This window comes from Rothia uropygialis, from assembly GCF_004137765.1.
Lineage (GTDB): Bacteria > Actinomycetota > Actinomycetes > Actinomycetales > Micrococcaceae > Rothia.
This window is the reverse complement of sequence record NZ_NOIS01000001.1, coordinates 761,388-786,442: the sequence shown is the minus strand read 5'-3', so window position 1 is coordinate 786,442 and position 25,055 is coordinate 761,388. Positions and strand designations below refer to the sequence as shown.

The following is a 25,055-nucleotide window of genomic DNA, read 5'->3' as shown; positions in this document are numbered from 1 at the left end:
GGCGTCTACGCCGCCACCAAATGGGGCGTCAACGGCTGGTCAGAATCCCTGCGCCAGGAGCTGCTGCCCGACATCCGCGTCACGCTCATCGAACCTGGCGTCGTCGACACCGAACTGCCCACCCACATCACCCACGAGGCCACCCGCGAGGCCGTGCAGAAGGGCTACGACGCCGCCACCGTCAAGCCAGACGAGGTCGCCGAGATCATTGCCTTCGTCCTTGCCCGGCCGCGGCACCTGGCCATCAACGAGGTCCTGCTCCGCCCCACCGACCAACCCGGCTAAGGCCAGCTACCTTGCTGGCCAGGGCGCGTTTTCTTACCCAGGAAAGAGCCGTCCAGACATTCGGCTGCACAGTACGACACATGAGGGAGTGACTGATGAGGGCAGTAGGCCTCAAGAAATTCGGCGGCCCGGAGGTGCTAGAAGTACTCGAACTTCCACCACCGCAGGCCGGACCGGGGCAGGTTCGGGTCCGGGTCCACGCTGCGGCGGTGAATCCGACCGACACGCTGATCCGCTCGGGTGCGCCGATCGTCGTCGCCGCCGGCCGACAGCCGGACACGCCGCCTTATGTCCCGGGCATGGATGCCGCGGGCGTCATCGACCAGGTCGGACCAGGAGTGGACAACCGGCTGCAGACTGGACTCCAGGTAGTGACGATGGTTGTGCCCCATGGAAGCCATGGAGCGTATGCAGAGCAAATCGTGGTCCCTGCCGAATCGGTCGTGCGTGCTCCGACAGGTGCGGACCCGACTGCAGCAGCGACGCTACTGATGAACGGCGTGACCGCCCGCTTGGCCGTCGACGCTGTCGCGCTGGACCCGGGGAACACGCTCGCAGTGACCGGAGCCGCTGGAACCTTGGGAAGCTACGTGATCCCCTTGGCAAAGCGCGACGGCCTGCGAGTCATTGCCGATGCCAAGGACTCCGACGTACAGCTCGTACGCGGCTTTGGCGCTGATGACGTGGTGGAGCGCGGACCGGGAGTTGCGTCTCGTTTTCTCTCTCTCGAGCCAGGCGGCATTCTCGGATTGGTCGACGCAGCGCTCCTAAATGAGAAGGTACTTCCGGCGCTGGCTAACGGTGGCCGCATGGCAACCGTGCGCGAGTGGGATGGGGAGCCCGGCCGCGACATCAAGGTGCTCCCGATCCGTGCTCGCACCTCCTCTACTGATACCCCAACACTTGAGAAGCTGGTGGGATTGGCGGAGGAAGGTGTTCTGTCGCTACGTGTCGCGCAAGTGTTCCCCGCCGCACAGGCCGTAGAGGCTCATCGACTCATCGAGGCTGGAGGCTTGCGGGGACGCGTAGTGCTCGACTTCCGCTGAGACCGCGTGACGTGCCCATAAATGCCTCCGCCGATGTGCCCGGTAGGCGCGGGAGCGGGCCAGCCACCGGGTGTAGCCCTCGAGGACAGCGAGGAGGGCGAAGTCTCACCCCGGGGCTGGCACTCGTGGGGGCGACGTTGACGGCGACCATCGCGTGCAGTTGCCGGTGTTCGGGGGCGATGACGTCGCCGTGCAAGCCGAATCCGGCGCACTTGACTAGCGAGTTCACGGTGATGCCGCGGCGATCAAGCACGGCGACGAGCGAGCTGGCCGCACCGGGGTCCGGCCTCCGCGACCGTCACGCTGGCTCCCTGCTCGACCGTGACCTGTCGGGCGAGCTCGGCCAGGCAGCCCTCGCTGCGGGCCACGAGGATGGGCGAACTCCGCCCTGAGCTCACGCCGATCGCGAGGGCGGTGGTGCCATAATCGACGGGTAGCGTCTTGCGGGTGATCGGGGCGCTCCGAAGTCGTCGAGACTCGCCTGCAGGAGCGAGGCCTACTTCGCGGCCCGCTTGGCCGAGTCGCTCGTGTACTGGTCCCAGAACCACTTCATGCCGTCTCGGGTCAGTTAGTAGCCCTCGGCGAGCTGGATGTAGAACGCGGTGTCGAAGTCGGCATTGGTGGCCGGGAAGAGAAGGCCCTGGGTCTTGAGAACTCGAGTCCGCCAGGGTCCTAGCTACTGCGCGACAATCAAAGTAGAGGGCGTTTCTGATTCCGTCTTAGCGGAGTCATGTTGTCGAGGGAAGACGGCGTCTACGCCGCCACCAAATGGGGCGTCAACGGCTGGTCAGAATCCCTGCGCCAGGAGCTGCTGCCCGACATCCGCGTCACGCTCATCGAACCTGGCGTCGTCGACACCGAACTGCCCACCCACATCACCCACGAGGCCACCCGCGAGGCCGTGCAGAAGGGCTACGACGCCGCCACCGTCAAGCCAGACGAGGTCGCCGAGATCATTGCCTTCGTCCTTGCCCGGCCGCGGCACCTGGCCATCAACGAGGTCCTGCTCCGCCCCACCGACCAACTCGGCTGAGCGGGGTTCCACCATCGGTGAAGGAGGAACTGCCAGTGCCTCCCTCACCGACGAACCGATGCCTAGACTTGGCACAAACGCAGAGCACCACCGCCCACAGCCGGCAATAGAAGGAGTGGACCATGGAAAACCGCACGCTCGGCCGCGACGGCCTTGAGGTATCCGCGATCGGATTCGGCTGCATGGGCCTCAGCCACGGCTACGGCAAACCCGTCGACGACGCCCATGGCATCAAGGTCATCCGCAGCGCCGTCGACCTCGGCATCACCTTCTTCGACACCGCCCAGATCTACGGTCCCTTCGTCAACGAGGAACTCGTCGGCAAAGCCCTCGCCCCCGTCCGCGACCAGGTCGCCATCTCCACCAAGTTCGGCTTCGACTTCGACGGCGACCGTGACTCCGGTCTGAACAGCACCCCCGACGACATCCGCAAGACCGTCGACGCATCGCTGTCCCGCCTCGGCGTGGACAAAATCGACCTGCTCTACCAGCACCGCGTTGACCCCGACGTTCCGATCGAGGACGTCGCAGGCACCGTCAAGGAGCTCGTCGAGGCGGGCAAGGTTGCCCACTTCGGCCTCTCCGAAGCCGGGGTTTCAACCATTCGCCGGGCCCATTCCGTTCTGCCGGTCGCCGCGCTGCAGAGCGAGTACTCCCTGTGGTGGCGCGAGCCCGAAGCCGAGATCCTTCCCACCCTCGCGGAGCTGGGCATCGGCCTAGTCCCTTTCAGCCCGCTTGGCAAAGGGCTGCTCACCGGCACTGTCGACGCCTCCACGCCGTTCGCCGAAGGAGACCTTCGCGGCAACCTGCCCCGTTACAGCGAAGAAGCCCTGAAGGACGGAGCGCAGGTCGTGGACCTGCTCGCGGCCATCGCCCAGCGCAGGCAGGCGACTCCGGCCCAGGTCGCGCTGGCCTGGCTGCTCGCCCAGCAGTCCTGGATCATCCCCATCCCCGGTACCACCAAGATCCACCGCCTCGAGGAAAACACGGCCGCGGCGTCGATCGCTCTTACCCGCGGCGAACTGGAGCAGCTCACCGCCGCCTCCGCCCTCATCGACACGGATGTCGCCCGCTACCCCGACAACATGCAGAGCTGGATCGACCGCTGAGCTCAGGAACCGAGAGGCCAAACGCACCAGAGCACCGCAGGCTATAGCGCGTCGGTACACGTTGCCGTGGAACTGTGCTAAGGGGTGTTGTCAACGGAAACGATGGCCCAACCGTCTCCGGAGTAGGCAATTTCAGCCCAGGAGCCAGTGTCTGCCCGCAGCTCGACACCGGTATCAATCCTGGTCAGAATGGGGCGGATGACCGCATCGTGAGTGACGACCGCGATGACAGCTAAGCCGTGCCCCTGAGCAAGCATGTTAAGTCCCCCGCATGCACGGTCGAGAACGCGATCCTGCGCCTCAACGCCGGGGGCGTTGTCGACTCTTCCCCATTGCTTGATCACGTCAGTCTTGATGTGTCCGGTCCATGACGCATAGTCGCGATCGGTGAATGCCGGGTCAATCGTGTGGTTGACGCTATTGACCTTCGCAATGATTTCGCCCGTTGCTACGGCACGGCTGAGTGGGCTAGAAATCACTCGCTCAATTCCGCGCGAACGCAGGGAGTGCGCGGTTGCACGTGCCTGCTCGATTCCGTCTGCATTGAGTTCCGGGTCAGCGAGGCCTCGGAGGCGGCCCTCGGCGTTGAGAGCGGTTTGCCCGTGACGGACAAGCAGGACGTGAGTGGAAATGTTGCTCATGGTGGTGCTCCGTTCGGCGAGGTGGGAGTAGATCAATGAGCCGTAGGAAGAAGGCCCCTCGTTCTTTGGAACTCATGGTTGTAGTCGTTCTTTGGGTGGTAGTGGATCATTGTTGCTGCCAATGATTGTCGCGGGGTGGAAGAGTCATAAGAGGGTTCCTACCCCCAGGCCAAGCCCTGCGGCACTCGTGGCACAGATGAGTGTGCCGAGCCCGTTGGACAAGCCGATCAACCATCTGCGTTCTTGGAGGAGGCGGATTGTTTCGAAGCTGGCGGTGGAGAATGTGGTGTATCCGCCGAGGAATCCCGATCCGACGACCAAATGCCATGCCTCTGGCATCAGGTGAGCGGTCGCGAGACCAGTGAGCAGACCGAGAAGCAGAGATCCAGTGACATTGATGGTGATCGTACCCCAAGGCATAATTCCCTGAGATCGAGAACGGATGATGCCATCGAGCATCAGTCTCAGCGCGGCACCAACACCACCGGCGACCGAAAGCAGGACGAATGTGAGTGCTGTCATGTCAATCTGCCTCGCTGACTGGCCGGTGGGTAGCTGCTGCGACGGCGATGCCACCCCAGGTCGCGACGGCACCGACTAAGACCGTGGCGATCGCGTAAGAGATCCCAGCACCAGGTTCCCCACTGCCGATGAGGCTCGCGCTGTCGGCGGCGACGGCACTGTAGGTGGTGAATCCTCCGATGAACCCGGTGCCGACCAAGAGCCGCAGAGTCCGCCTCCGTCCCTGGTCGGAGCCGCGACGAGCCAGCGCGTCGAGAACGACGCCGAGCAGGAAGGCACCCACGAAATTGATACCGAAGGTCGCGTACGGGATGCCGTTGAATGGTGGAAAGGCCCGGCTCAGCCCTTCACGGGCACTAGTGCCAAGCGTTCCGCCGACGAACACGACGACCAGAGAGATCGGGTGTAGGTGAATGACACGGGTATCGCCGCCTCGTGACTGATCGACGTCGAGGTCCAGGTCGTCCGGAAGATGGTTGCCGTCTGTGGACGTGGGGTCGTTCATACGAGTCCGTAAGGGATATCGGGATGGTCGAGGGCGATCTCCGCGAGACGGTTGTACTTCGCGACCCTTTCGCCGCGGGCCGGCGCACCGGACTTGATCTGGCCGACACCGGTGCCGACGACGAGGTCAGCGATGAAGGAGTCACTCGTCTCGCCGGAACGGTGAGAGACCATACACGCCATGCCCGACTCGCGAGCGGCAGCGACTGCCTCCAGAGTCTGGGTGACGGTTCCGACCTGATTTGGCTTGATCAGTACCGCGTTCGAATAGTCGTGTGCGGCACCTTCACGAATCAGATCTCGGTCGGTGACGTAGAGGTCGTCTCCAACGAGCTGGATTCGACCGGATGCGGCCTGGTACATCGCGACCCAGCCGTCGGGATCCTCTTCGGAGAAACCGTCTTCGATACTGCGGATCGGATACGAAGCGATAAGATCACAGTAATAGTCAACGAGCTGGCGGCGGCCTATGTCGAGTCCGTTGACGTGGTATTTTTCGGCACCGAGATAGAAGCTGTTCGCGGCAGGATCAAGGGCGATCGCGACGTCTTCTACACCCGGCGTGTATCCGGCAGTGGTGATAGCCTCGGTCAGGAGATCGAGCGCAGCGCGGGGGTCTTCGATCTGCGGGGCGAATCCGCCCTCGTCTCCCAGACCGGCGCTACCGAAACGGTGGCGTATGAGATCGGCGAGGGCGCGATAGATCTCTGCCCCGATCTCGATTGCGTGCTCTTCGTTGTCCGCCCCGACAGGAGCGATCATGAATTCCTGGAAGTCGAGTATGTTCGCCGCATGTGCTCCACCGTTGAGGACGTTGAAATGGGGTACAGGAAGTCGCTGTGTCGAACCGGATTGCCAGGCGATCCATTGGTGCAGTTCGAGGCCCGCACTGTGGGCGAAAGCCCGGGCAGCCGTGATCGATATTGCAACAACGGCATTCGCGCCCAACCTGGAATAGCCGGAGGTGCCATCGAGTTCACGCAGCGCACGGTCAAATTCGGTGATGGTCTCCCACCTGCGGCCAGTGACCAACTCGGCAATGTCGTTGTTGATACCGGCCACGGCAGCGCGCACTCCACGACCGGAGTAGGCATCATCGTGATCGCGCAGTTCGATGGCCTCGTGCTTACCCGTGGACGCTCCCGCCGGAGCGGAGGCGACCAGGCATGTGCCATCGTCAAGTCGGGCGCGCACTTCTACAGTGGGCCAGCCGCGCGAATCGAGTATCGTGCGACCTGTCAACTCGGTAAACGTGATGGGGGCGGCGGTTTCAGACATGTCAGGTTCCTCCCTCGCGGGCAATGGTCACCGCGGCGGCTTTCGCGGCGGTCTGGTCGAGATAATAACCGCCACGCATCAGCGGTCGGCTCTCTTCGTCGATTTCGTAAAGCAAAGGGTAGCCAGTTGGGACATTGAGGTCTCGGACTTCCCTTTCATCGAGTTGATCGATAACGGTGCATAGAGCACGTAGAGAGTTTCCGTGCGCCTTGATCAGGATGGCCTCATCCTGTTTCAGGACTGGTTCGATGCGTTCGTGCCAGACATCGGTGACGCGCACAATCACGTCATGCAGTGACTCAGTCAGTCCCAGAGCGTCCGGGACGTGATCGAGTGCGCCTCGTTGTGTCCGTGACATTGCCGGAGGTTCGACGTGGAGCGAACGTCGCCAAGTGCGGAATCTCTCCTCGCCGTATTCATCCAGAACTTCGTGTTTGCTGCAGCCAGTCAACGCGCCGTAGTTGCGTTCAGCCAGCCGCCAATCATCGGTGATGCAATCAGGCCGTTGAGGCATGACAGTCGCAAGGATCTCGGCAGTCTGCCGTGCGCACAGCAGCGGAGAGTACAACCAGATGTCCGGCGACAGCTGGGCAGCGGTGAGAAGCTCGGCTGCATGCATTGCCTCATTGCGTCCAGCATCAGTCAATTCAGTGTCGAGCAACCCGGTGAACAGTCCGGCGGCGTTGGTCTGGCTTTGGCCGTGACGCAGCAGAATGAGTGTGCCACTCATCTACTCATCGCTTTCCCATGGCAGGTCGCTGTCGACGGTCACCGGATTCAGCGGAACCACGACGACTGGTCGATGCTGGTGATGGGCCAGTTGAACGGCAACGGAGCCGTTGAAGAATTCGCGCATTGTGCCTTTGAAGCCTGTCTCGCGGGTACCGACGACGATCATTGCCGCGTCCAGTTCGTCTGCGACCCTGGCAAGTTCGACCGAGGGTCCACCCGCGAGTGCACGTACGGACCACTCGATCGGACTGTTCTCCATGACGGCTTCTATCGAAGCCCGTAGATCAGGGTCAAAACGTTGAACGTCATAGTCGTCGGTGAGGTCGGGGTCGATGGGCATGGTGACGACCGTGCCGTCGGGGTTGTTGACCGTATAGTGGGAACTGTCGACGGAGACGCAGACAAGGTCCGCGTCAAACTGTTCGGCAAATGTTGCCGCCTGGGCGAGAACGGCTCGTTGCCCGGCGACGATGCCAATGATGATGTGGGTTTTGTCGTGGTCCATGGTTTCTGCTCCTTCGAGTGGACTCATCCGAGACTGTTGATGGCAAACACACTGGTGGTAATTCCGGTGGTGCTGACGATGAAACGGGTAATGAAATGGGCGATCGCCCACCGCCACGGGTCGGGAGGATCAAGTTCACGACCGCCGAGGTATCCGAAACCAGCGCTGGCTCCGGCGTATGTGGTGAGTGCGGACCCCAGAATTGGGCCGATTGAAACAGGATCGAGGGCAGTGGCGAATGAGATTCCCAGCAGGTTGGCGAGAGCGAAGACGGCTACGAGTTCCAGAATCCAGACTTTCGTACGACGGGGGTCCGTTCCGCCGAGTCGCGACACGAGTATTCGGAGAAGACCTCCGCATAGGATTCCTGCCAGGAGCGTGATGAGACCCGCGGATCCCAGATCGGCGACGGCTGCTGCCGCGATATGACTTATCACCGGGGTCTCCTACCGTCGGGCGCACGAATGCTGTCGAGGTAGGGACTGTTGTCGGGAATTCCGAGGTTGGGTACGGCGAGCCCCACCGCCGTGACGTCGCAACGTCTGTATACATCTTGCCACAACTCTGCGAATATGCGACAGATCACTTCCGAAAACTGACCTTTCGGTCGGATTCCCGGCCCCGTTCGTCGATGAGTTGCCTGCGTCTTCGAGCTGCCACGTCGCGGTCTTCGTCGGTGGCGTCGGTGATATCGAGAAAAATTTGTTCGAGGACGGGGCACCGGACGTGCAAAGTGTGTGTGATTCGTCCCGAAGCGGCTTCGACTTCGCCGGAATCGAACCCGCCGGCTAAGCCGACGCGAACAGCCAGGAGCACTGCATCAGGACCCATGCGCATGGTCAGCAGTTCGAGGATCATGTCGACTTCTTCTCGAGCATCCAAGGCGAGATAGATGTCGCGGACGAGTGCGGGATCGGCGGCTTGACCGATGATCAGGGCTTCGGAGCGATGTCCCAGCCGAATTGCGGCGTATCCGAGTAGTACGGCAATCAACAGCGACGCGATGCCTTCATAGCGACCGTCGCCGGTGAACTGGTGGGCCCCAAGACCGCCGGCGGCGAGGATGACACCGGCAACAGCCGTGGAATCCTCGGTGAGAACGGTCGAGAGCGCTGGGTCGCGTTCAGCACCGAATAGTCGTCGTAGCCGTGATGGTCTGGGTTCGACTTGGATCCAGGACTGCCTGGTTGCGCGTACCAAGGAGATCCCGTCGGCGGCGCAAGAGATCGCCAGGACCGTATAGGCCAGGGCGAACAAGTCAGTGTGTGCGATGCCGCTGACGAGGGTGGCAATGGCCTGGTAGAGCCAGAAACAGGCACCGGTGACGGAGATGCCCATGGCTGCGAGCATCACGTAGAAGTAGCGGGCTTTGCCATAACCGAAGGGATGGGCAGCGTACGCATCGCGTTGCGAACCGGCGACGGCAATGAGTAGGAACACCTCATTGAGAGTGTCGGCAGCCGAGTGAGCAGCTTCCGATAACGACGCGGGGAAACGGGTGAGAATCCCGGCGATGATCTTCACAGTCACGATGACCACGTTCGCCGCTAATGCGATGCGCACGCTCCTGCGAGTGGTCTGATCCTGGTCGGAGGTGTCGCTATTCGAGGTCGGCATAGCGCGTTCCGAACGTACGATCGAAGCGGTCAAGGCCGTGATTGGTGAGAAGTGGTGGGCCAGGCTCCAACACGAAGCTGCGCCGGCCGGTACCGGCCCGCGAGGCGCGCAGGAATACTGCTGACAGTGAGTCGTCATCGGCGACGGCATGGGCGAAGTCGTAGAGGTGGGTGACCGAGCGTACCTGGACGCCGGCATGAACCAGGGCACTGGTCACTTCCATGACGATCTGGGACCCCTCGGCCTCGTTGGTGGAGGCAAACGATTCGCTGCACAGCAGCAGATCACCCGAGCCGATGTCGGCGACGATCTGTTCCATACGGTCGAGTTCCTCGTCGAGTTTGCCGTGGGTGAGTCCGGTGTCTTCTTCGCGTGCCCAGTGAGTCAAGATCCGGCCGACCGGGACGGCGGCGAACTGCTCGGACGGGGTTCTCATCCCGGCCTGCATCATCAGTTGAGCGGTTGCGAGTGCTCGCAGCAGCGTGGATTTCCCGCCGAGATTGGCCCCAGTGATCACCAACAGGCTTCCCGTGCGGATGCCGACGGTGTTGCCGACCGGTGCCGTTGCGGTGCGCAGTGCCAAGCACCGGTCCGGTAACCCGCCAACGGGTACCCCGACGTCCCATCAGAGTCGTCGGGGAAGAAGAACAGAAAGGAAGCGCAGTGGACACCACAGCACCTGTCGTCGCAGATGCGGACATCGAACTCGAAGTCGGGGGGGGATGACCTGCGCCTCGTGCGCGAACCGCATCGAGGGCAAGCTCAACAAGCTCGACGGCGTGACCGCCAGCGTCAACTACGCCACCGAGAAGGCCAAGGTCACCGCGCCCGACGGCTACGACCCGGCGCTGCTCATCGCCGAGGTAGAGAAGACCGGCTACACCGCCGCGCTCCCGGAGCCCGAGGACGCGAAACCCGCCGAACAGACTACCGTGGAGGACGAAGGCCTAGACCCCCAGCTGACCTCGCTCAAGCACCGGCTGATCGGCTCGGTCGTGCTCACCATCCCGGTGATCGCGCTGGCAATGATCCCGGCCCTGCAGTTCACCTACTGGCAGTGGGCCTCTCGCCCTGGCCGCTCCGGTCATCGTCTGGGCGGCCTGGCCATTCCACAAGGCGGCCTGGACCAACCTCAAGCACGGCACGGCGACGATGGACACGCTGATCTCCATGGGCACCTCGGCGGCGTTCCTGTGGTCGCTGTAGGCACTCTTCTTCGGCACCGCCGGTATGCCGGGGATGACGCATGCGTTCGAGCTCTCCGTGGCGCCGTCGGACGGGGCGGGCAACATTTACCTCGAGGTCGGCGCGGGCGTGACGATGTTCATCCTCGCCGGCCGCTACTTCGAGAAGGGCGCCAAGCGCCAGGCCGGTGCCGCACTGCGGGCCCTGCTCGAGCTCGGCGCAAAGGAGGTCGCCGTCCTCCGCGACGGCATCGAAGTCAAGATCCCCACCTCCGAACTGGCCGTCGGCGACGAGTTCGTCGTCCACCCCGGCGAGAAGATCGCCACCGACGGAATAGTGGTCTCGGGCACCTCCGCCGTGGACACCTCGATGCTCACCGGCGAATCCGTGCCCGTCGAGGTCGCAGGCGGCGATCCGGTGACGGGCGCGACGGTCAAAGCCGGTGGACGGCTCGTGGTCCGCGCCACCCGCGTTAGGTCCAACACGCAATTGGCGCAGATGGCCAAGCTCGTCGAGGACGCCCAGACCGGCAAGGCCGCCGTCCAGCGCCTGGCCGACCGGATCTCCGGAGTCTTCGTGCCCATCGTCATCGTCATCGCCGTCGCCACCCTCGGGGCCTGGCAGGGATCCGGATTCCCGGTCACCGCGGCCTTCACCGCGGCAGTCGCTGTCCTCGTGATCGCCTGCCCCCTGCGCACTCGGATTGGGGACCCCGACAGCACTGCTGGTCGGCACCGCTGTCCTGGTCGGCCGCGAATCGCTGCTGGCCGACTGGTCCCAGCACCTCTCCCCGAAGTCGCAGCCGCCAAGGCCGAGGCCGAAAGGCAAGGGCAAGACCGTCGTCGTCATCGGCTGGGACGGGAAGGCCCGCGGGATCCTCATCGTCGCCGATGCGATCAACCCCACCAGCGCCGACGCGATCGTCGGTCTGAAGGCGCTCGGCCTGACACCGGTGCTGCTGACCGGTGACAACGAGGCCGTGGCCCGGCGAATCGCCGCCGAGGTCGGCATCGACGAGGTCATCGCCGAGGTCCTGCCCAAAGACAAGGTCGATGTCGTCACCCGCCTCCAGCGCGAGTGCAAGGTCGTGGCGATGGTCCGCGACGGCGTCAACGACGCTCCCGCCCTCGCACAGGCCGACTTGGGACTCACGATGGGCACCGGCACCGACGTCGCCATCGAGGCCTCCGACATCACCCTGGTCCGCGGCGACCTGCGGGCCGCCGTCGACGCGATCCGCCCGTCGCGTAAGACCCTGTCGACGATCAAAACCAACCTGTTCTGGGCCTTTGCCTACAACGTCGCGGCTATCCCGGTCGCGGCCCTGGGCATGCTCAACCCCATGCTCGCCGGCACGGCGATGGCATTCTCATCCGTCTTCGTCATCGGCAACAGCCTGCGCCTGCGCGGATTCCGCGGCACCGTCAAGCAGTGACGCCACTCACCCACCATCCGAAGAAGCGAACGAAAGGCATTTGGAGAATGATGACGAACGAAACCCCGACCGCCGCCGACTGCTGCAGCACCGCCAGCCCTACGAACCCGGCCGCTGTCGCCGATGGCCGCGAGAACCTTCTCGCCGGCGACGACGACATGACCACCTGCCCCGTCATGGTCGGCAGCCCGGTCAGCGAGACCGACGCCGAGGCAAAGGGCCTGTTCCGCGACTTCGAGGGCCAGCGCTACTGGTTCTGCTGCGCCGGCTGCGGCCCGACCTTCGACTCCGACCCCGCCACCTATGCAGCCAACATGGCCTGATTCCAACCGCCGGGGCCGCGCAACGGCCCTAGCGAGCCCGCGGTCACGCCCCTGACCAATGCCCCTGCCAGCGACACACTGGCATTCGACTCATACCCCGGTGGGGTATAACGTAGACACGACGAACTTACCCAGCAGAACGAGAAGGAGCCCACGTGAAGAAGCGATTGACGACAACTGTGGCCGCAGGAGCCCTCGGCGCAGCCCTGGTACTGACCGGCTGCAGCACTGGCGGAGACCAAGGCCAGTCGACGGGCCAGCACGAGGGACACGAGACGAGCAGTCCGGCAGCCAGTGACGACGGGATGGAACATCCGATGGACGGCGGCTCCGCGCCGGCAGGCATCAAAGACGCTCCTTCCCCCAAGTACCCCGTGGGCACCGACGTGACGCTGACCGCCGACCACATGGAAGGCATGGACGGCGCGAAGGCCACGATCGCCGGGGCCTACGAGACCTACACCTACGCCGTGAACTTCACGCCCACCACCGGCGGAGACCCCGTCAAGGACCACAAGTGGGTCGTGCAGGAGGAGCTCAAGGACGCCGGCGACCAGCGACTGGCCGACGGCGCCGAGGTCACGCTGCTCGCCAAGCACATGGAGGGCATGGACGGCGCGAAGGCCACCATCGCTTCCTCTACCGACCAGACCGTCTACATGGTCGACTACGAGGCCGACGGTATGACGATGACCAACCACAAGTGGGTCGTCGAGAGCGAGATCCAGCCGGCCTCCTGAGCCGGCCGCAAGAGGGAGGAAGACGATGACGGATCCGAACGCACACCACCACGCCGCCCCCACCGAGGAGGGGCCGCACGACGGCCACCACACGGCCGCGACGCCGGAGCATGACCATGGGGCCGGCACGCACGCGGGGCACGAGGACCACTCGATAGACCACGGAGACCATTCCGGTCACGATGGCCATGCCGGTCACGGGGACCACGTGGGCCAGTTCCGGCGGCTGTTCTGGATCAACCTCGTCACCGCCGTCCCCGTCGTCGGCTTCTCCCCCATGTTCGGCATACTCATGGGCTATTCGGTGTCCGGGTGGGCGACCTGGATCGCGCCGGTCCTCGGCACCGTCATGTACGTCTGGGGCGGCCGGCCGTTCCTCACTGGCGGCTGGAGCGAGCTGAAGAGTCGCAAACCGGGAATGATGCTCTTGATCAGCCTCGGAATCACTGTGGCCTTCCTCGCCTCCTGGGCCGCGACCATCGGGCTCGTCCACCACGAGCTCGAGTTCTGGTGGGAACTGGCGCTGCTGATCGTCATCATGCTGCTGGGCCACTGGATCGAGATGCGCTCCCTGGCCCAGACCACCTCGGCCCTGGATTCCCTGGCCGCGCTGCTGCCCGACGAGGCCGAGCGGGTCGAGGGCGACGAGGTCGTGGGGGTCGACCCCGCCGACCTGCGCGTCGGCGACATCGTCATCGTCCGCCCCGGCGGCAGCGTCCCTGCCGACGGCACGATCATCGACGGCCACGCCGACATGGACGAGTCCATGATTACCGGCGAGTCCCGGCCGGTCTCCAGGGGCGAGGGCGACCCGGTCACCGCCGGCACCGTGGCCACCGACTCCGGCCTGCGGGTCGAGATCACCGCCACCGGCGACGACACCGCCCTGGCAGGCATCAACCGGCTCGTCGCCGAAGCGCAGGGCTCCACCTCGCGGGCCCAGCGCATCGCCGACCGCGCCGCCGCCTGGCTGTTCTGGTTCGCCCTCGGAGCCGCCGTGATCACCGCCGCCATCTGGACCCTGACCGGGAACCCCGACGACGCGGTCGTGCGCACTGTCACCGTGCTCGTCATCGCCTGCCCCCACGCCCTCGGGCTCGCGATCCCGCTCGTAGTCTCCATCGCCACCGAGCGCGCCGCCCGCGGCGGCGTCCTGGTCAAGGACCGCCTGGCACTGGAGTCGATGCGCCTGGTCGACGCGGTGCTCTTCGACAAGACCGGCACACTAACCCGGGGCGAGCCGACTGTCACCGGCGTCGAGCCGGTCGGCGACCTGGACGAGAACTCCGTCCTCGCCTTGGCAACCGCCGCGGAGGTCGACAGCGAGCACCCGCTCGCTCGGGCCATCGTCGCAGCTGCACAAAAGCGCGACCTACGGATCGAACACGCAACCGGCTTCACGTCCTCCCCGGCGGTCGGGGTCACCGCGACCGTAGACGGACAGAAGATCCGCGTCGGCGGACCCCAGATGCTCGAGGAGTCCGGACAGCCCGAGACAGCCACCGCCGACGAATGGCGGACCGAAGGCGCGATCATCCTGCACGTCCTCCAGGACGGCAAGGTCATCGGCGGTCTCAAACTTGCCGACAAAGTCCGGGCCGAATCCCGCGACGCCGTCAACGCCCTCCATAGTCTCGGAGTCGAGGTCGTCATGATCACCGGCGACGCCGAGGCCGTCGCGAACGAGGTCGGCCGCGAGCTCGGCATCGACCGCGTCTTCGCCGGCGTCCGCCCCGAGGACAAGTCCGCGAAGGTCGCCCAGCTACAGCACGAGGGCAAGAAGGTAGCGATGGTCGGCGACGGCGTCAACGACGCCCCCGCCCTTGCCCAAGCCGACGTCGGCATCGCGATCGGTGCCGGCACCGACGTCGCCATCGCCTCAGCCGGGGTCATCCTCGCCAGCTCCGACCCCCGCAGCGTGCTCTCCGTCATCGAGCTCTCCCGCGCCGCGTATCGGAAAATGAAGCAGAATCTGTGGTGGGCCGCCGGATACAACCTGCTGTCCGTCCCTTTGGCAGCAGGTGTGCTCGCCCCCGTCGGCTTCGTGCTGCCGATGTCGGTCGGAGCGATCCTGATGTCGCTGTCCACCGTGGTCGTCGCGCTCAACGCCCAGCTGCTGCGGCGCATCGACCTCAGACCCGAAGCCAGCACCCGCTCCGTCCTGGAGCGCCAGAAGTGAAGGACGAACCCATGACCGACGAGACCGAGACCACAGCAGCCGAGACCCACCAGCACGGCTATATCAGCGACAAGGACCGCTACCTGCGGCGCATGAGCCGCATCGAGGGCCAGGCCCGCGGCATCTCCAAGATGATCGACGAGGAGAAATACTGCATCGACATCCTCACCCAGGTCAGCGCCCTGAACCGGGCCCTGCAGGGAGTGGCCAAGGGGCTCCTCGACGACCACCTCATGCACTGCGTCCTCGACGCCGCCAAGCTCGGAGACGACGAGGCCGAAGTCAAACTCCAAGAGGCCAGCGAGGCCATCAGCCGGCTCATGCGCTCGTGACGACGTGTGATTGCGCCAGCGTAGGGCCCGACCGTTGGACCATGACGGATTCACCGACGATGCTGCCTGCACCGTATCTCTGTGCCGCCGGGCCAAATCCGCAGAGGCCAGCGCATCAGTCGCGCACGGCCCACCAGAATGATCCATGACGGCATGAACAGCACTCCTGGCTGGCATCGGTCTCGGTCGCGAGGCCGGGCCCGGCACTATGAACACCATCTACTCGAGGCAAGAACGAGTCACGCCAACTCCCTTCACCACATCCGCCCACCCTTCGACAAGCCGCTTGAAGCATTTCGCGGTCATCGCCGCGATGACCATCAGCGCCATTCTGCTGCTCAGTGGTTGCGCCGGCGTTGCTCCAGACGCCTCCCCTTCCGCACAATCTCAGCCAACACTTTTATCTGAGCATGACTTGGACGGGCTCGACACACGAGAAGTCATTGACCGACTGGACACAATGCGAGTCGCACAACGTCCGGCCGAGCTGATGGCGTCAGTCCAGCCTGACCGCCTTGCCCTGGCCGACGAGCAGCAGAGAACGAAGGCGACGCTGTCGATGCCCGACGATGAGTTCTACGTCTCCGTCGCCCCTTACATCCGACAGACCCATGAATGCTCATTACACAGCCTCACCACCTGTCAAGGAGAACTACGGAACACCGACATCGAGGTCACCGTGATCGACACCGCAACCAACAAGACCGTGCTCGATGAGACGCTCACGACCTGCGACAACGGATTCGTCGGGCTCTGGCTGCCCCGCGGCATCGACGCGACCCTCGTAATCACCGCCGACGGACGCAGCGGCACCCAAGCCATCTCGACCCGATCGGACGACCCCACCTGCTTAACCACCCTTCAACTGACCTGAGGCCCAGTCGCTGAGGACCTCAGAGCCGGGCGGGCGGTACCATTGGGATCCCGTGCCGCCGGTGGATCACGTTGAGTAATTTACGATCGCGTACCTGCCGCGCGGAATAGCTGGAGACCGCAGCGAGACTGGCGGTCAAGTACCGCGCGGAACGGCTTTCATCGGCCATCGGGGCTCTCTCCGGTCGGTGGCGGCCTCCTGCATCCGAAAACTTCCTCTACCGAGGCACGCAACATCAGGACACCGCGGAGATCTTTTGGGCCCTCGTCGTGCCGGCGAAGAAGCTCATGGCCAGCTGGCTCGCCTGCGTTTCGCGTGGCCAGATAGCCGACGCAGGCTGGGCTGGTTGTGGTCCATCTCTGGGGACAGGCGGACGCACGGTGCACACCAGACGATGACGGGCCCAACACGCGACTGCTCTCAGACCTGGCGTCGCTCTTGCCCATCAAACACCGACACTGCACGATCCGGGTCCGTTATCAGATCGATCAGGCTGCTCGTCCGGTGCACCCACTTCACCGGGTCGTCCCCCTCAGCGAAGACTGCTGCCGACTCGAACTGGCTCCTGAGGTTGGCCGGCAATCGCCTGGCCAAAGCAGCTCCGAACTCCCGGCCCAGAGCTACCCGCGGTGAAGAAGGCGGCAAGAACCTGCCCAGCTTCCCGGTCGCCGGGATCAACGTGTCGGAAGCGCTCTCGGGGGCGATGACGGCCTCCCTCACCCAGTCGCCGTCCCAGGCAGTGGGCAGTGCAACAGCAACTTTCTGCACGTCCGCGATCGCTTCCCGGCCCAGCGCGAGCATGAGCCCGCCGTGGTCCTCGTGGTAGTTCAGGTAGCGTGAGACACTGATTCCCGGAGGACAGACCCCGTCGAGAACAACTTCGCCAAGTCAGTTGCTTGGGTCGATGAGCCAGCCCTCTCGGACGACGACCGAAGGCTTCAGATGCACTCGGTACAGGTAGAACTGCTCACCGCGGTCGGCCTGGTCCCGCATTGGTCGGAGCATGTGTGTACCGCATCCTCGTACGTGCCAACGTGGAGCGCTTTCGCGTGCTGGCGCGCAGTCCACGCGGCGACCCGCTCACTCTTTCCATAGCTCCATTATCCCGGTGCTCTGCATTAGCGAAGGCGTTTACAGTCTCGCCCGATCAGCTCAGGCGCAGTCCAGCGGTCATGTCTCATCCATGACCTAGCGTTGCGGCTGACAGACGGGGCAAAAATGGCTCGATCGGTTCATGAACTTCTCTCGCACGATCGAAGTTGCGCAGCGCGCGCACGGAAGTCCAGCGAGCCCGTAGACACTCAGGCTGCGGGAAAAGTATCCACTGCTGCCCACCACGTCCACATAGAGCGAATCAAACGAGGTCCCGCCCTGTGCCAGAGCTGCGGCCATGACTTCTCGCGCCGCATCGATCACCGCCGAGATCCTCGGCTTAGTCATCGATGATGCCACGGTTTCGCCGTGCACCTTGGCCGCCCAGAGCGCTTCGTCGGCATAGATATTCCCAACGCCAGACAGCACCGTCTGGTCCAGCAACGCGCGCTTGATCCCGGTACGCCTGGTCTTGATTCGCGCGACTACCGTCGCTTGATCGAACTGCGGATCGAACGGATCCCGTGCGATATGGACAATCGGCGACGGCAACTCGGCCCCGCCCTCGTCGTACATTAGATGACCAAAAGTGCGTTGATCGTCAAAGCGCAGGTCGCTCCCACCATCGGTGAAGGTGAACCGCGCCCGCTCGTGCGCAGCGATCGGTGTATCCGGCGAGGTGATGAGCATCTGCCCGCTCATCCCCAGATGGATGAGCAGCGCGTCCTGATCATCCAGGATCAACCAGAGGTACTTGCCACGGCGCGCACTCCCCGTGATCGTCGCACCGACCATCCGTGCCGCTAGATCGTCAGGCCCAGCTATATGTCGACGCGCGGCCCGCGAATGCCGAATCACGGCCGAGGCGATCGTCCGGCCACGGACGTGATCGTCGAGCCCTCGGCGCACGACCTCAACTTCGGGGAGTTCAGGCATGGCCCACCACCTCCAGTCCCCCGACGACAGACCGGCTGCGATCTGTCACTTCACCGGCCACCGACCCTCGATCTCGCCCATACACCTTCAATTCCCGCGTGGCAGTACCAAGCGCTAAGCATTGACGTACAGTCGGTCGAACCATTGGGTGGGGTGAGAACTCGCGAGCTCTGATCATCAGCGATGCTTCGACGAAGGTTTCCGCTGGCAAACCAGGCAAAAATGGCTCGAGCGGTTCATGAACTTCGCCCGTGCGATCAGGGCCCCGCAGCGCTTGCACGGCTCTCCTTCACGCCCATAGACATTGAGGTCCGCTCGTGAAGTTCCGGACTCGACAAGTTTGTGACGTTTGTGTGTGATCAGTCGAGTCATGAGTCGACTAGTGAATCAATTGGGAGTCGACTCGCATTCGGAGTCCGACTGGGTCGGATGCGTTGCATCCGCCTCCCGCTGCTACTCGTATCTGAGCTGGAGGCGAGGACTTCTACCAATCACCGTAACCGACTTCCGGGCCCTGCTCAGGGCAACGTAGAGCTGCCTTGGATCGGTGAAGTTCTGGACATTCGCGATAATCACGTGGTCGAACTCCAGCCCTTTCACTAGCAGGGTCCTGGAGGCAATTCGCCTGCGCTCGCCTCGCCCACCGTGTCGTAGCCGGTCACGGACGACCGCCAACGCCTCCTTCGGGGACGTCCCATCTTCGAGGCCTCTCGTGACTGCCTGAAAGGTGTCATCCCAGGCTTCTTGCCTGTAGAGAATCAGCCCAGGAGTTGAACGGATTGCGGCAGCCGATATGCAGAGTTGCCCGTATGTCGGCCGAGTGATGAGGTCATCGATGGCAGCCTGCACTGGCAACAACCCCTTCCGCTTTAAGTCGGAAATGCTCCTCCCCTTCTCAAGCCTTCCTTGCACCGTGCGGTCCAGCCCAGTCAATCCAACGAAACAGCTCTTTGCCATGCGAGCAAGCCACCATGCCAACAATGAGTCCTCCTCGTCAGGAAGGTCTTCGAGCTTCTTTGCCATGAACCGGCCCGCGACGTCCTCCATCACAGCGTAGGAGCCACCAAGTCGGCTGGCATGTTTAGCTACTTGGTCCGGCAGCTTGTCGAGTAGGACGACCGAATCCCCGGTGTTCGAGAAACCGTACGCCGCCGTATTGACGGCCTGCACAGCAGTCTTGAAATCGCACTGTCTCCATTCAAGTCCAACAACAGAGTGTGCCGAAAAGTCGAACGAGCCTCCATCAAATAGGGAAGGCCGGATGTCGAGCAGCCACTGCCCCAGGGCGACGTTATGGTTGCGCCAGCGCTGAGGCACGTGCGGAACGACTTTGGGCTTGTATCGAGGCGTTACATCAGTGTCCCAATCCATCAGGGGTCGCTTCTTGTCGAAGCCGAAAATGGCTTGCAGTCGGTCGCCCAGGAGGACCGTTCGAGGCACGGCATTGGAGATTTCGACAATCAGGTCGTGCTGGTCGACCGTGCAGTCCTGGTACTCATCCACAAAGATGTAGCCAAAGCTCACGGCGTGAACTTGGCGAACTGCGGAAGTCTTCGCCACCAGAACCGCACCTTCGACGTACTCCCGAGAGTTGTTCCAGTTAGGAAAAGCAGGGACGTTGATTCCAGCGATACCCGGATACGATCGTGAAAGCGTGAAACCCCAGCTCGTGATCGTCTCGACCCACACGTCGCTCGATGGGACGCCAAATCGCCTTAAGCGTCTGCGGATCGCATCCACACCGGCGTTCGTGTGCGTCAGGACGAGCGACCGCTCACCTCGCTCGGCAGCGGTGGCGACGCACGCCGCCAGGAGCTCAGTCTTACCAGTCCCTGCGGGCATCTCCAGCGAACATGGCGCTTCGGCAACGACCTCGGCAGCCAACCTGCTCAGCTCACCGCTATCCATTAGTATCTGCTGATTCCTCAGACTCGGAGACCGACGATGTTCCGTACACGAACGTCTTGATCTGTTCGAGCCTGGTGACCACGGCTTCGAGGTTCGGCGAGGCGCGCCGTGCCAGTAGCCATTCCCCGAGCGCACGACCGGAGTCAACGTCCTTGAACCAGCCACGCTTGCTCGCCGCGAGCGATACAACGGCGCGAGCATCCTCGATGCTTTGGAACGCGAGCCAGTCCGTCACCGTCAGGTTCCTGACCTGAACTCGACTTCGGCTATTGATGTCATCGAGGACCGTGCTTTCGGCACCACGATGCTGCACCCCGAGTGAGATGAAGTCCTGAAGTTCGTCAGTGTCGAGCTGTGAGCACACCTGAGACTCGATGCAACGGTCTTCTTCCCAGCGAATAACAGTTGCGCCCGCCCGCTTGGCTTTCGTCACATGCGGGTCGGCAGTGCGAACGTCGTTGTCGATCAAGGCAATTACCGAACACCCGAGCGGAGCCATGGCCTCCGCTCGATTGGCGGCTTTCTCTCCACCGTTGCCGTCCTGGATAGCCAATCCTTCGCCAGCCGTGGTCGTAAGCCCTGCTTCGCTGCGCTCCCGGTCCCAAACGTCGAAGCAAGCAGCCAGGAGGCCATGCTCAGTCTTGCCCTCCCCGATCACCACCTTGCGAGCCAGCAGAGACGACGGAGCGGCCCGCCGGAGCGCCATCATCACCCCGTCCGCACCGCCGAGGGAGGTGATCGTGACTTCGCCGTCCGATGTCTGGACCACCGACAGGCTCTCGATCGGAGCCTGCTCGACCACCGCCGGCGAGTGCGTAGTGACGAAAACCTGCGAGTAAGGATCACTGTTTAGATAGTTGAGCAGTCGAACGGCCCGATGCGGTTCAAGTCCGCTCTCCAGTTCATCGATCACAGCGATCGACCGCTCGCCGGCTGCCATCTGCTGCACAGCCAGGCTCACCAAGCGACGACTACCGAGGCCATAGGCCATGAGCGGAACGACATCTTCGTACAGAGCAAGGTTGGCCCCCATACCGGAACGTGAGACATCTAGGCCAGCCCTAACAGCATTGAAGTTACTACTCCCGACCTCGTTGGCGTGGTGTTGCACCTCTTTCACCAGTTCGTTCAAGGCGGTGCTGTCATGCCCAACGAGCGCCTCACGGGCGGCCCGCTCGGCGGCCGACAGGGCGTCCCGCGCCGCGCCGTCCTTGGCCGACATACGTCCGAGAGCGGAAGAACGCGTCCAGCGCAACTGTGCATCAGTTCGGTCATCAACCCGAAAAGTAGAGAACTCGCGCCGCTGGCTGGATGTAATTCTGCGCCCTTCGCCGTCCACTCGGACGACCTCCCACCGCGGCTCGAGCGACTCATCCACGGTCAGACGGACCACAAGGCATGGCTCACAACCTTCCTCCGGCTCCTGATGAATCTGGCCATTCTCCGCAAGCCCGCTCTGCCAAAAGCCAAAGGTGTTGTCCTTGAGCAACGGAGCGGGAACATCAGTCAGAAAGGCTGTGATCCTAATCGGATCCGAGGGGTCGACTCCGTAAAAATCGACATCAGAGAACGAGACGCTCCAGCGGTCACCCAGCAACAAATATATCGCCTCAAGGATCGAGGACTTTCCGCTGTCTCCCGGACCGATAAGGGTGATCAGGCGTTGGCCGACCGGCAGTATCCAGTCAAGCTTCTTGATGCCACGAAAATTCTCGATGCTGAATTGACGGATTCTCATAGCCGCAACCTGGTCTCCCCCACGCCCGTCACCGAAGCAAATTGTTTGCTGTTCCTAGGTCTCCAACACAACCATAGCCTTGCGGTCGGACATTACTGTCGTGCTATGCCGGACACGTTGAAGACCACCCTACCGATCCTGGGCATCAGCGTCGCTGGCCGTCCTTGAGACAATCACCCATAGACGACAGTCGTGGCCCACTCTAGATCGTTGTGCCAGCTATCCTGCCATTCCTCCGCTTCGCTTCACGTTCCAAGAGGTGCTCGAGGTAGACGTTGCGGATGGCAACCTTCTGCTCGACCGTCAACGGCGGTGCCGACGCACGGATCCTTCGGACGTGTTCCTCGTGAGCAGTCCATCCGAACGCATCGTTCAGATCAGAAACTCGGATCAAGGTCTTGATGACTGAGCGTCCGTCGCGGCCGCTAACCTCGTCAATGCGTGCTGGAAGGCTCCCCTGCCGTATGAGTCGCCAGATGCTCTGGGTACTGCAGTGGTGGCGTTTCGCTGCAGCGGCAACATCGAGCCATTCACCTTCGGGCATTAGGCCTCCTCTAATCTCTTGAACATCCGGCCGCGAATTCAATTGCTGCTACGACCTGAACACACGGATGTGACTCATAGTCCGTGGACTCATCGTCAGCGTAGCGGAATCGTTTGATACATGAACAACCTGGCGCACCGAATCGCCTTCGGGGAGCGCCTACGCGACCTACGGCAGCAACGCGGCTGGTCTTCTCAGGAGGACTTCGCACATCATGTCGGACTCGACCGCACCTACATCAGCGGGCTGGAACGCGGACGTCGCAACCCAACACTTGACGTCATCGTTAAGCTCGCCCGCGGGCTCGAAGTGACTGCCTCGGATCTCCTCAAGACCGTCGGGTAGAAGCTCGCCGGTTACCGCGCGCCTCAGGACGCGGCGCTCGGTAGATCGATCGTGGGGATAGTGCAGTACGTCCATCCTCCGATGTTCGACCTCTGAACTCGATTCGTGCACTCGGCTAATCCGCGGTACAGGTGCACGATCTCATCGACGGGGAACGGAGTCAGGCCCCGAATGCTGATGAAGACCTGCGTCCTCTACATCAGGGGTGATGGGTGTGCGCGATGCACACGGTGAATTGTTCTAGCCGACCGATGCGACACAAGTTCATCTAGCCGCATGTCCCGTGGTCGGCAACACCGGCGACCGCGGCCAGGGTTGATGCGATCAACGTTGGAATTGGCAAAAAGCCGATGCGACCGCGCGGAAGACGAACATGTCGTCGATAGCTGCGAATTAGGGATGCTGGCGCGCATCCTTGGCCATCTTCGGAAGCTCACTCCGGAGTCCTTTGTACGAGTACGGCAGGCTCGTCGACTTCAGGCCAGTCAAGACTGGGAGCAACGTCTCCTGACGCTTGATGACCTTCGACTTCGCGGTGAGCAAATACAGCTCCGTTCGATCAGCGGCGGGAAGATTCAACCGCTCAAATAGACGCCTCCTCGTCTCCTGCGCGACAACGAGATCTATCTCCATCGTGTAACGGAAGCAGAAGAACCCGACTTCGCGGAGGCTGGCCATCGCCTGCTGATGATTGCCTACGAGCTGCCCGACCACCTTGCTGTAATCCGCGGCTTCTGGGAAAAGAATCGATAGCAGCGAGTCAGCTTTGGCCTCGGCTCTGTACTGCGGGTATCCTCTCGAGTCGAGACTAGTCTTGCGCTCCCCGTTCTTGTACGGGAGGAAGTAGTCCTTGTCGACAACAAACGCGCTCGCGATGCCCAGTTCGCGCAGGATGTGGAACATGTGGGGTATCTGAGCCACGCCGTCGAGCGCGACCACACTCATCCCTAACTCGACTGGGTCGGTCCCGGCATCCTGCAACAGAGTCAGGATCACCGCGGAATCGACGGGGCTCTCTGTCACAGTCACGAAGTCGGCGAAAATGAACTCGGAGTTCCGCCGCCGGTGGAACTTGTAGTACGCGTCGCGATCCAACTTGTGCTGCGTGAAGAAGCTGGACGGAATCTGCCGGATCTGTGCTTCCAGCCCACGAGACTTACCCTTGATCCGACGGCACAGGACAACCTGCTCGTGGTCGAGGGAATCAACGACCGTCGGCGAGTGCGTGGTGAACAAGACTTGAAGCCCCAGGCCCATGATCCTGTTAATGAGTGCCCGCTGAGCCTGCGGATGCAGGTTCTGTTCGGGTTCTTCCATACCGAGAACGAACGTCTTGCTTTGCAGCTCGGCGAGGTACGCGTACAGCGCGAAGATAGCCATGCTCTGGGTCCCACTTCCGCTGTCTGCCAGCGGGATTGACTGTCCTCCTTCGTTGACGCTTAGCGCAAGATTTGTCAGGAGCAACTTGTAATCAGGCTGAGACGAGTAACTCAGTGCGAAGCTGAACGGACCGTCTGCAGGCGCAACCTTACGGAGTTGCTTCTCGAAACCGGACAAGGAGTTCTTCTGCAGTTGACCGCCGAGCTTCGCCACCTGTGGGCTAACACGGTCCCGCTGCCTATTCGACGTAACCCACTCGTCGACCGCACGCTCCAGGAGCCCGGTTGCGGGGTCGTGTGCAACGGCGTGGTCGCGACGAGTAGGAATCAACGCGTAGGCAACTTGCTTTCGAAGTGCTTCATGGAATCCCGGCGCGGCGGACTGCCACTTGCCGCCCACGAACACGTTCCACACAGGCTGTTTGCGGAACTTGAGCTGGGCACGCAACTTGTCGGCCCCTGACTCCACCCGCAGGAGAGCAGTATCGCTCGCCAGGCCCTCGATCGTCACCTCAATCACCGACTGCGCCGTGCGGCTGTACGCGTGGCTCCCGTTCTCGAAGTCCGCCTTCTCATCGTCAAAGTTGAAGAACGCGTTGAGCGCCCGAAGAATCGACGACTTTCCCGAGCCGTTCTGCCCGACGAGCGCAACCGTATCGCCGAGTTCTATGTCGGCGGAGCTGATAGCCCGGAATTTCTCGATCTTGAGCCGCGTGATTCGAACGTTCCCGGGCAGCTCTAAACGATCAGGCGATATTGCATCGGTCAACCGA

Annotated in this window: 27 protein-coding genes and 1 pseudogene; 11 read left to right on the top strand and 17 right to left on the bottom strand. The window is 62.8% G+C overall.

Annotated features, from left to right (window positions below; translation table 11 throughout):
• Nucleotides 1–285 (top strand): SDR family oxidoreductase (locus tag EWV35_RS03575; RefSeq protein WP_129658168.1); only part of this gene is annotated, 285 nt, incomplete at its 5' end.
• Between the two features lie 95 nt (nucleotides 286–380).
• The gene (locus tag EWV35_RS03570; protein WP_129658166.1) at nucleotides 381–1,331 is read left to right on the top strand and encodes a quinone oxidoreductase family protein; all 951 of its coding nucleotides are present in this window, start codon (nucleotides 381–383) and stop codon (nucleotides 1,329–1,331) included.
• A gap of 245 nt (nucleotides 1,332–1,576) precedes the next feature.
• On the opposite strand, the gene EWV35_RS03565 is transcribed toward EWV35_RS03570, so the two are convergent.
• The gene (locus EWV35_RS03565; protein ID WP_129658164.1) at nucleotides 1,577–1,879 is read right to left on the bottom strand and encodes a hypothetical protein; all 303 of its coding nucleotides are present in this window, start codon (nucleotides 1,877–1,879) and stop codon (nucleotides 1,577–1,579) included.
• 182 nt (nucleotides 1,880–2,061) lie between these two features.
• Between EWV35_RS03565 and EWV35_RS03555 the strand changes: the two genes are divergently transcribed.
• On the top strand, nucleotides 2,062–2,364 hold the full coding sequence (locus EWV35_RS03555; RefSeq protein WP_202976018.1) for an SDR family oxidoreductase: 303 nt from the start codon (nucleotides 2,062–2,064) through the stop codon (nucleotides 2,362–2,364).
• Between the two features lie 122 nt (nucleotides 2,365–2,486).
• Nucleotides 2,487–3,473 (top strand): aldo/keto reductase, encoded by a 987-nt coding sequence (locus EWV35_RS03550; protein ID WP_129658162.1) that lies wholly within the window; start codon nucleotides 2,487–2,489, stop codon nucleotides 3,471–3,473.
• A gap of 77 nt (nucleotides 3,474–3,550) precedes the next feature.
• Here EWV35_RS03550 and EWV35_RS03545 read toward each other — a convergent pair whose 3' ends face one another.
• The 9 genes from EWV35_RS03545 to EWV35_RS03505 form a co-directional block, all read right to left on the bottom strand.
• Nucleotides 3,551–4,114 (bottom strand): histidine phosphatase family protein, encoded by a 564-nt coding sequence (locus EWV35_RS03545; protein ID WP_129658160.1) that lies wholly within the window; start codon nucleotides 4,112–4,114, stop codon nucleotides 3,551–3,553.
• Nucleotides 4,115–4,258: 144 nt separating this feature from the next.
• A complete protein-coding gene (gene crcB, locus EWV35_RS03540; RefSeq protein WP_129658158.1) occupies nucleotides 4,259–4,636 on the bottom strand; it encodes a fluoride efflux transporter CrcB in 378 nt (125 codons plus the stop codon).
• A 1-nt stretch (nucleotide 4,637) separates the two neighbouring features.
• The gene (locus EWV35_RS03535; protein ID WP_193554068.1) at nucleotides 4,638–5,141 is read right to left on the bottom strand and encodes a fluoride efflux transporter FluC; all 504 of its coding nucleotides are present in this window, start codon (nucleotides 5,139–5,141) and stop codon (nucleotides 4,638–4,640) included.
• A complete protein-coding gene (gene eno / locus EWV35_RS03530) occupies nucleotides 5,138–6,418 on the bottom strand; it encodes a phosphopyruvate hydratase (protein ID WP_129658156.1) in 1,281 nt (426 codons plus the stop codon). The genes EWV35_RS03535 and eno overlap by 4 nt, the downstream gene beginning before the upstream one ends.
• A 1-nt stretch (nucleotide 6,419) precedes the next feature.
• The gene (locus tag EWV35_RS03525; RefSeq protein ID WP_129658154.1) at nucleotides 6,420–7,148 is read right to left on the bottom strand and encodes a 2,3-bisphosphoglycerate-dependent phosphoglycerate mutase; all 729 of its coding nucleotides are present in this window, start codon (nucleotides 7,146–7,148) and stop codon (nucleotides 6,420–6,422) included.
• Complete coding sequence (locus EWV35_RS03520) at nucleotides 7,149–7,655, bottom strand: universal stress protein (protein ID WP_129658152.1); 507 nt, start codon at nucleotides 7,653–7,655, stop codon at nucleotides 7,149–7,151.
• Between the two features lie 23 nt (nucleotides 7,656–7,678).
• Nucleotides 7,679–8,092 (bottom strand): hypothetical protein, encoded by a 414-nt coding sequence (locus tag EWV35_RS03515; protein WP_129658150.1) that lies wholly within the window; start codon nucleotides 8,090–8,092, stop codon nucleotides 7,679–7,681.
• Between the two features lie 145 nt (nucleotides 8,093–8,237).
• The gene (locus EWV35_RS03510; RefSeq protein ID WP_129658148.1) at nucleotides 8,238–9,272 is read right to left on the bottom strand and encodes a cation diffusion facilitator family transporter; all 1,035 of its coding nucleotides are present in this window, start codon (nucleotides 9,270–9,272) and stop codon (nucleotides 8,238–8,240) included.
• A complete protein-coding gene (locus EWV35_RS03505; RefSeq protein WP_129658146.1) occupies nucleotides 9,256–9,855 on the bottom strand; it encodes a MutS-related protein in 600 nt (199 codons plus the stop codon). Before EWV35_RS03505 ends, EWV35_RS03510 begins: the two co-directional genes overlap by 17 nt.
• Before the next feature lie 80 nt (nucleotides 9,856–9,935).
• On the opposite strand from EWV35_RS03505, the pseudogene EWV35_RS03500 reads away from it, so the two are divergent.
• The 6 genes and pseudogenes from EWV35_RS03500 to EWV35_RS03475 all read left to right on the top strand — a co-directional run bounded on the left by EWV35_RS03500 (nucleotide 9,936) and on the right by EWV35_RS03475 (nucleotide 16,340).
• Nucleotides 9,936–11,892, top strand: a pseudogene (locus EWV35_RS03500) (heavy metal translocating P-type ATPase).
• 50 nt (nucleotides 11,893–11,942) lie between these two features.
• Nucleotides 11,943–12,215 (top strand): hypothetical protein, encoded by a 273-nt coding sequence (locus EWV35_RS03495; protein WP_193554074.1) that lies wholly within the window; start codon nucleotides 11,943–11,945, stop codon nucleotides 12,213–12,215.
• Nucleotides 12,216–12,370: 155 nt separating this feature from the next.
• Nucleotides 12,371–12,955, top strand: coding sequence for a YdhK family protein (locus EWV35_RS03490; RefSeq protein WP_129658143.1), 585 nt, complete (start codon nucleotides 12,371–12,373; stop codon nucleotides 12,953–12,955).
• A gap of 25 nt (nucleotides 12,956–12,980) precedes the next feature.
• Entirely contained in the window at nucleotides 12,981–15,134 is a 2,154-nt protein-coding gene (locus tag EWV35_RS03485) for a heavy metal translocating P-type ATPase (protein ID WP_129658141.1), read from the top strand.
• Between the two features lie 11 nt (nucleotides 15,135–15,145).
• Nucleotides 15,146–15,466, top strand: a complete 321-nt coding sequence (locus tag EWV35_RS03480; RefSeq protein ID WP_193554067.1) for a metal-sensitive transcriptional regulator — start codon at nucleotides 15,146–15,148, stop codon at nucleotides 15,464–15,466.
• Nucleotides 15,467–15,674: 208 nt separating this feature from the next.
• A complete protein-coding gene (locus tag EWV35_RS03475) occupies nucleotides 15,675–16,340 on the top strand; it encodes a CueP family metal-binding protein (protein WP_193554066.1) in 666 nt (221 codons plus the stop codon).
• Nucleotides 16,341–16,760: 420 nt separating this feature from the next.
• Here the strand turns inward: EWV35_RS03475 and EWV35_RS13260 are convergent, their stop codons facing one another.
• The 6 genes from EWV35_RS13260 to EWV35_RS03445 all read right to left on the bottom strand — a co-directional run bounded on the left by EWV35_RS13260 (nucleotide 16,761) and on the right by EWV35_RS03445 (nucleotide 22,558).
• Nucleotides 16,761–17,141, bottom strand: coding sequence for a hypothetical protein (locus tag EWV35_RS13260; protein WP_193554065.1), 381 nt, complete (start codon nucleotides 17,139–17,141; stop codon nucleotides 16,761–16,763).
• A 387-nt stretch (nucleotides 17,142–17,528) separates the two neighbouring features.
• On the bottom strand, nucleotides 17,529–18,368 hold the full coding sequence (mutM, locus tag EWV35_RS03465; RefSeq protein WP_129658137.1) for a bifunctional DNA-formamidopyrimidine glycosylase/DNA-(apurinic or apyrimidinic site) lyase: 840 nt from the start codon (nucleotides 18,366–18,368) through the stop codon (nucleotides 17,529–17,531).
• A gap of 177 nt (nucleotides 18,369–18,545) precedes the next feature.
• Entirely contained in the window at nucleotides 18,546–18,740 is a 195-nt protein-coding gene (locus EWV35_RS03460) for a zinc finger domain-containing protein (RefSeq protein WP_129658135.1), read from the bottom strand.
• An 81-nt stretch (nucleotides 18,741–18,821) separates the two neighbouring features.
• A complete protein-coding gene (locus tag EWV35_RS03455; protein ID WP_165168304.1) occupies nucleotides 18,822–20,276 on the bottom strand; it encodes a UvrD-helicase domain-containing protein in 1,455 nt (484 codons plus the stop codon).
• The gene (locus EWV35_RS03450; RefSeq protein ID WP_129658131.1) at nucleotides 20,269–22,014 is read right to left on the bottom strand and encodes an ATP-dependent nuclease; all 1,746 of its coding nucleotides are present in this window, start codon (nucleotides 22,012–22,014) and stop codon (nucleotides 20,269–20,271) included. The genes EWV35_RS03455 and EWV35_RS03450 overlap by 8 nt, the downstream gene beginning before the upstream one ends.
• Nucleotides 22,015–22,216: 202 nt before the next feature.
• Nucleotides 22,217–22,558: a hypothetical protein gene (locus EWV35_RS03445; RefSeq protein WP_129658129.1), complete on the bottom strand. Its 342-nt coding sequence runs from the start codon at nucleotides 22,556–22,558 to the stop codon at nucleotides 22,217–22,219.
• 120 nt (nucleotides 22,559–22,678) lie between these two features.
• Here EWV35_RS03445 and EWV35_RS03440 point away from each other — a divergent pair, with 120 nt between their 5' ends.
• The gene (locus EWV35_RS03440; protein WP_129658126.1) at nucleotides 22,679–22,903 is read left to right on the top strand and encodes a helix-turn-helix domain-containing protein; all 225 of its coding nucleotides are present in this window, start codon (nucleotides 22,679–22,681) and stop codon (nucleotides 22,901–22,903) included.
• Nucleotides 22,904–23,296: 393 nt separating this feature from the next.
• On the opposite strand, the gene EWV35_RS03435 is transcribed toward EWV35_RS03440, so the two are convergent.
• Complete coding sequence (locus EWV35_RS03435) at nucleotides 23,297–25,051, bottom strand: ATP-dependent nuclease (RefSeq protein WP_129658124.1); 1,755 nt, start codon at nucleotides 25,049–25,051, stop codon at nucleotides 23,297–23,299.
• Nucleotides 25,052–25,055: the final 4 nt, after the last annotated feature.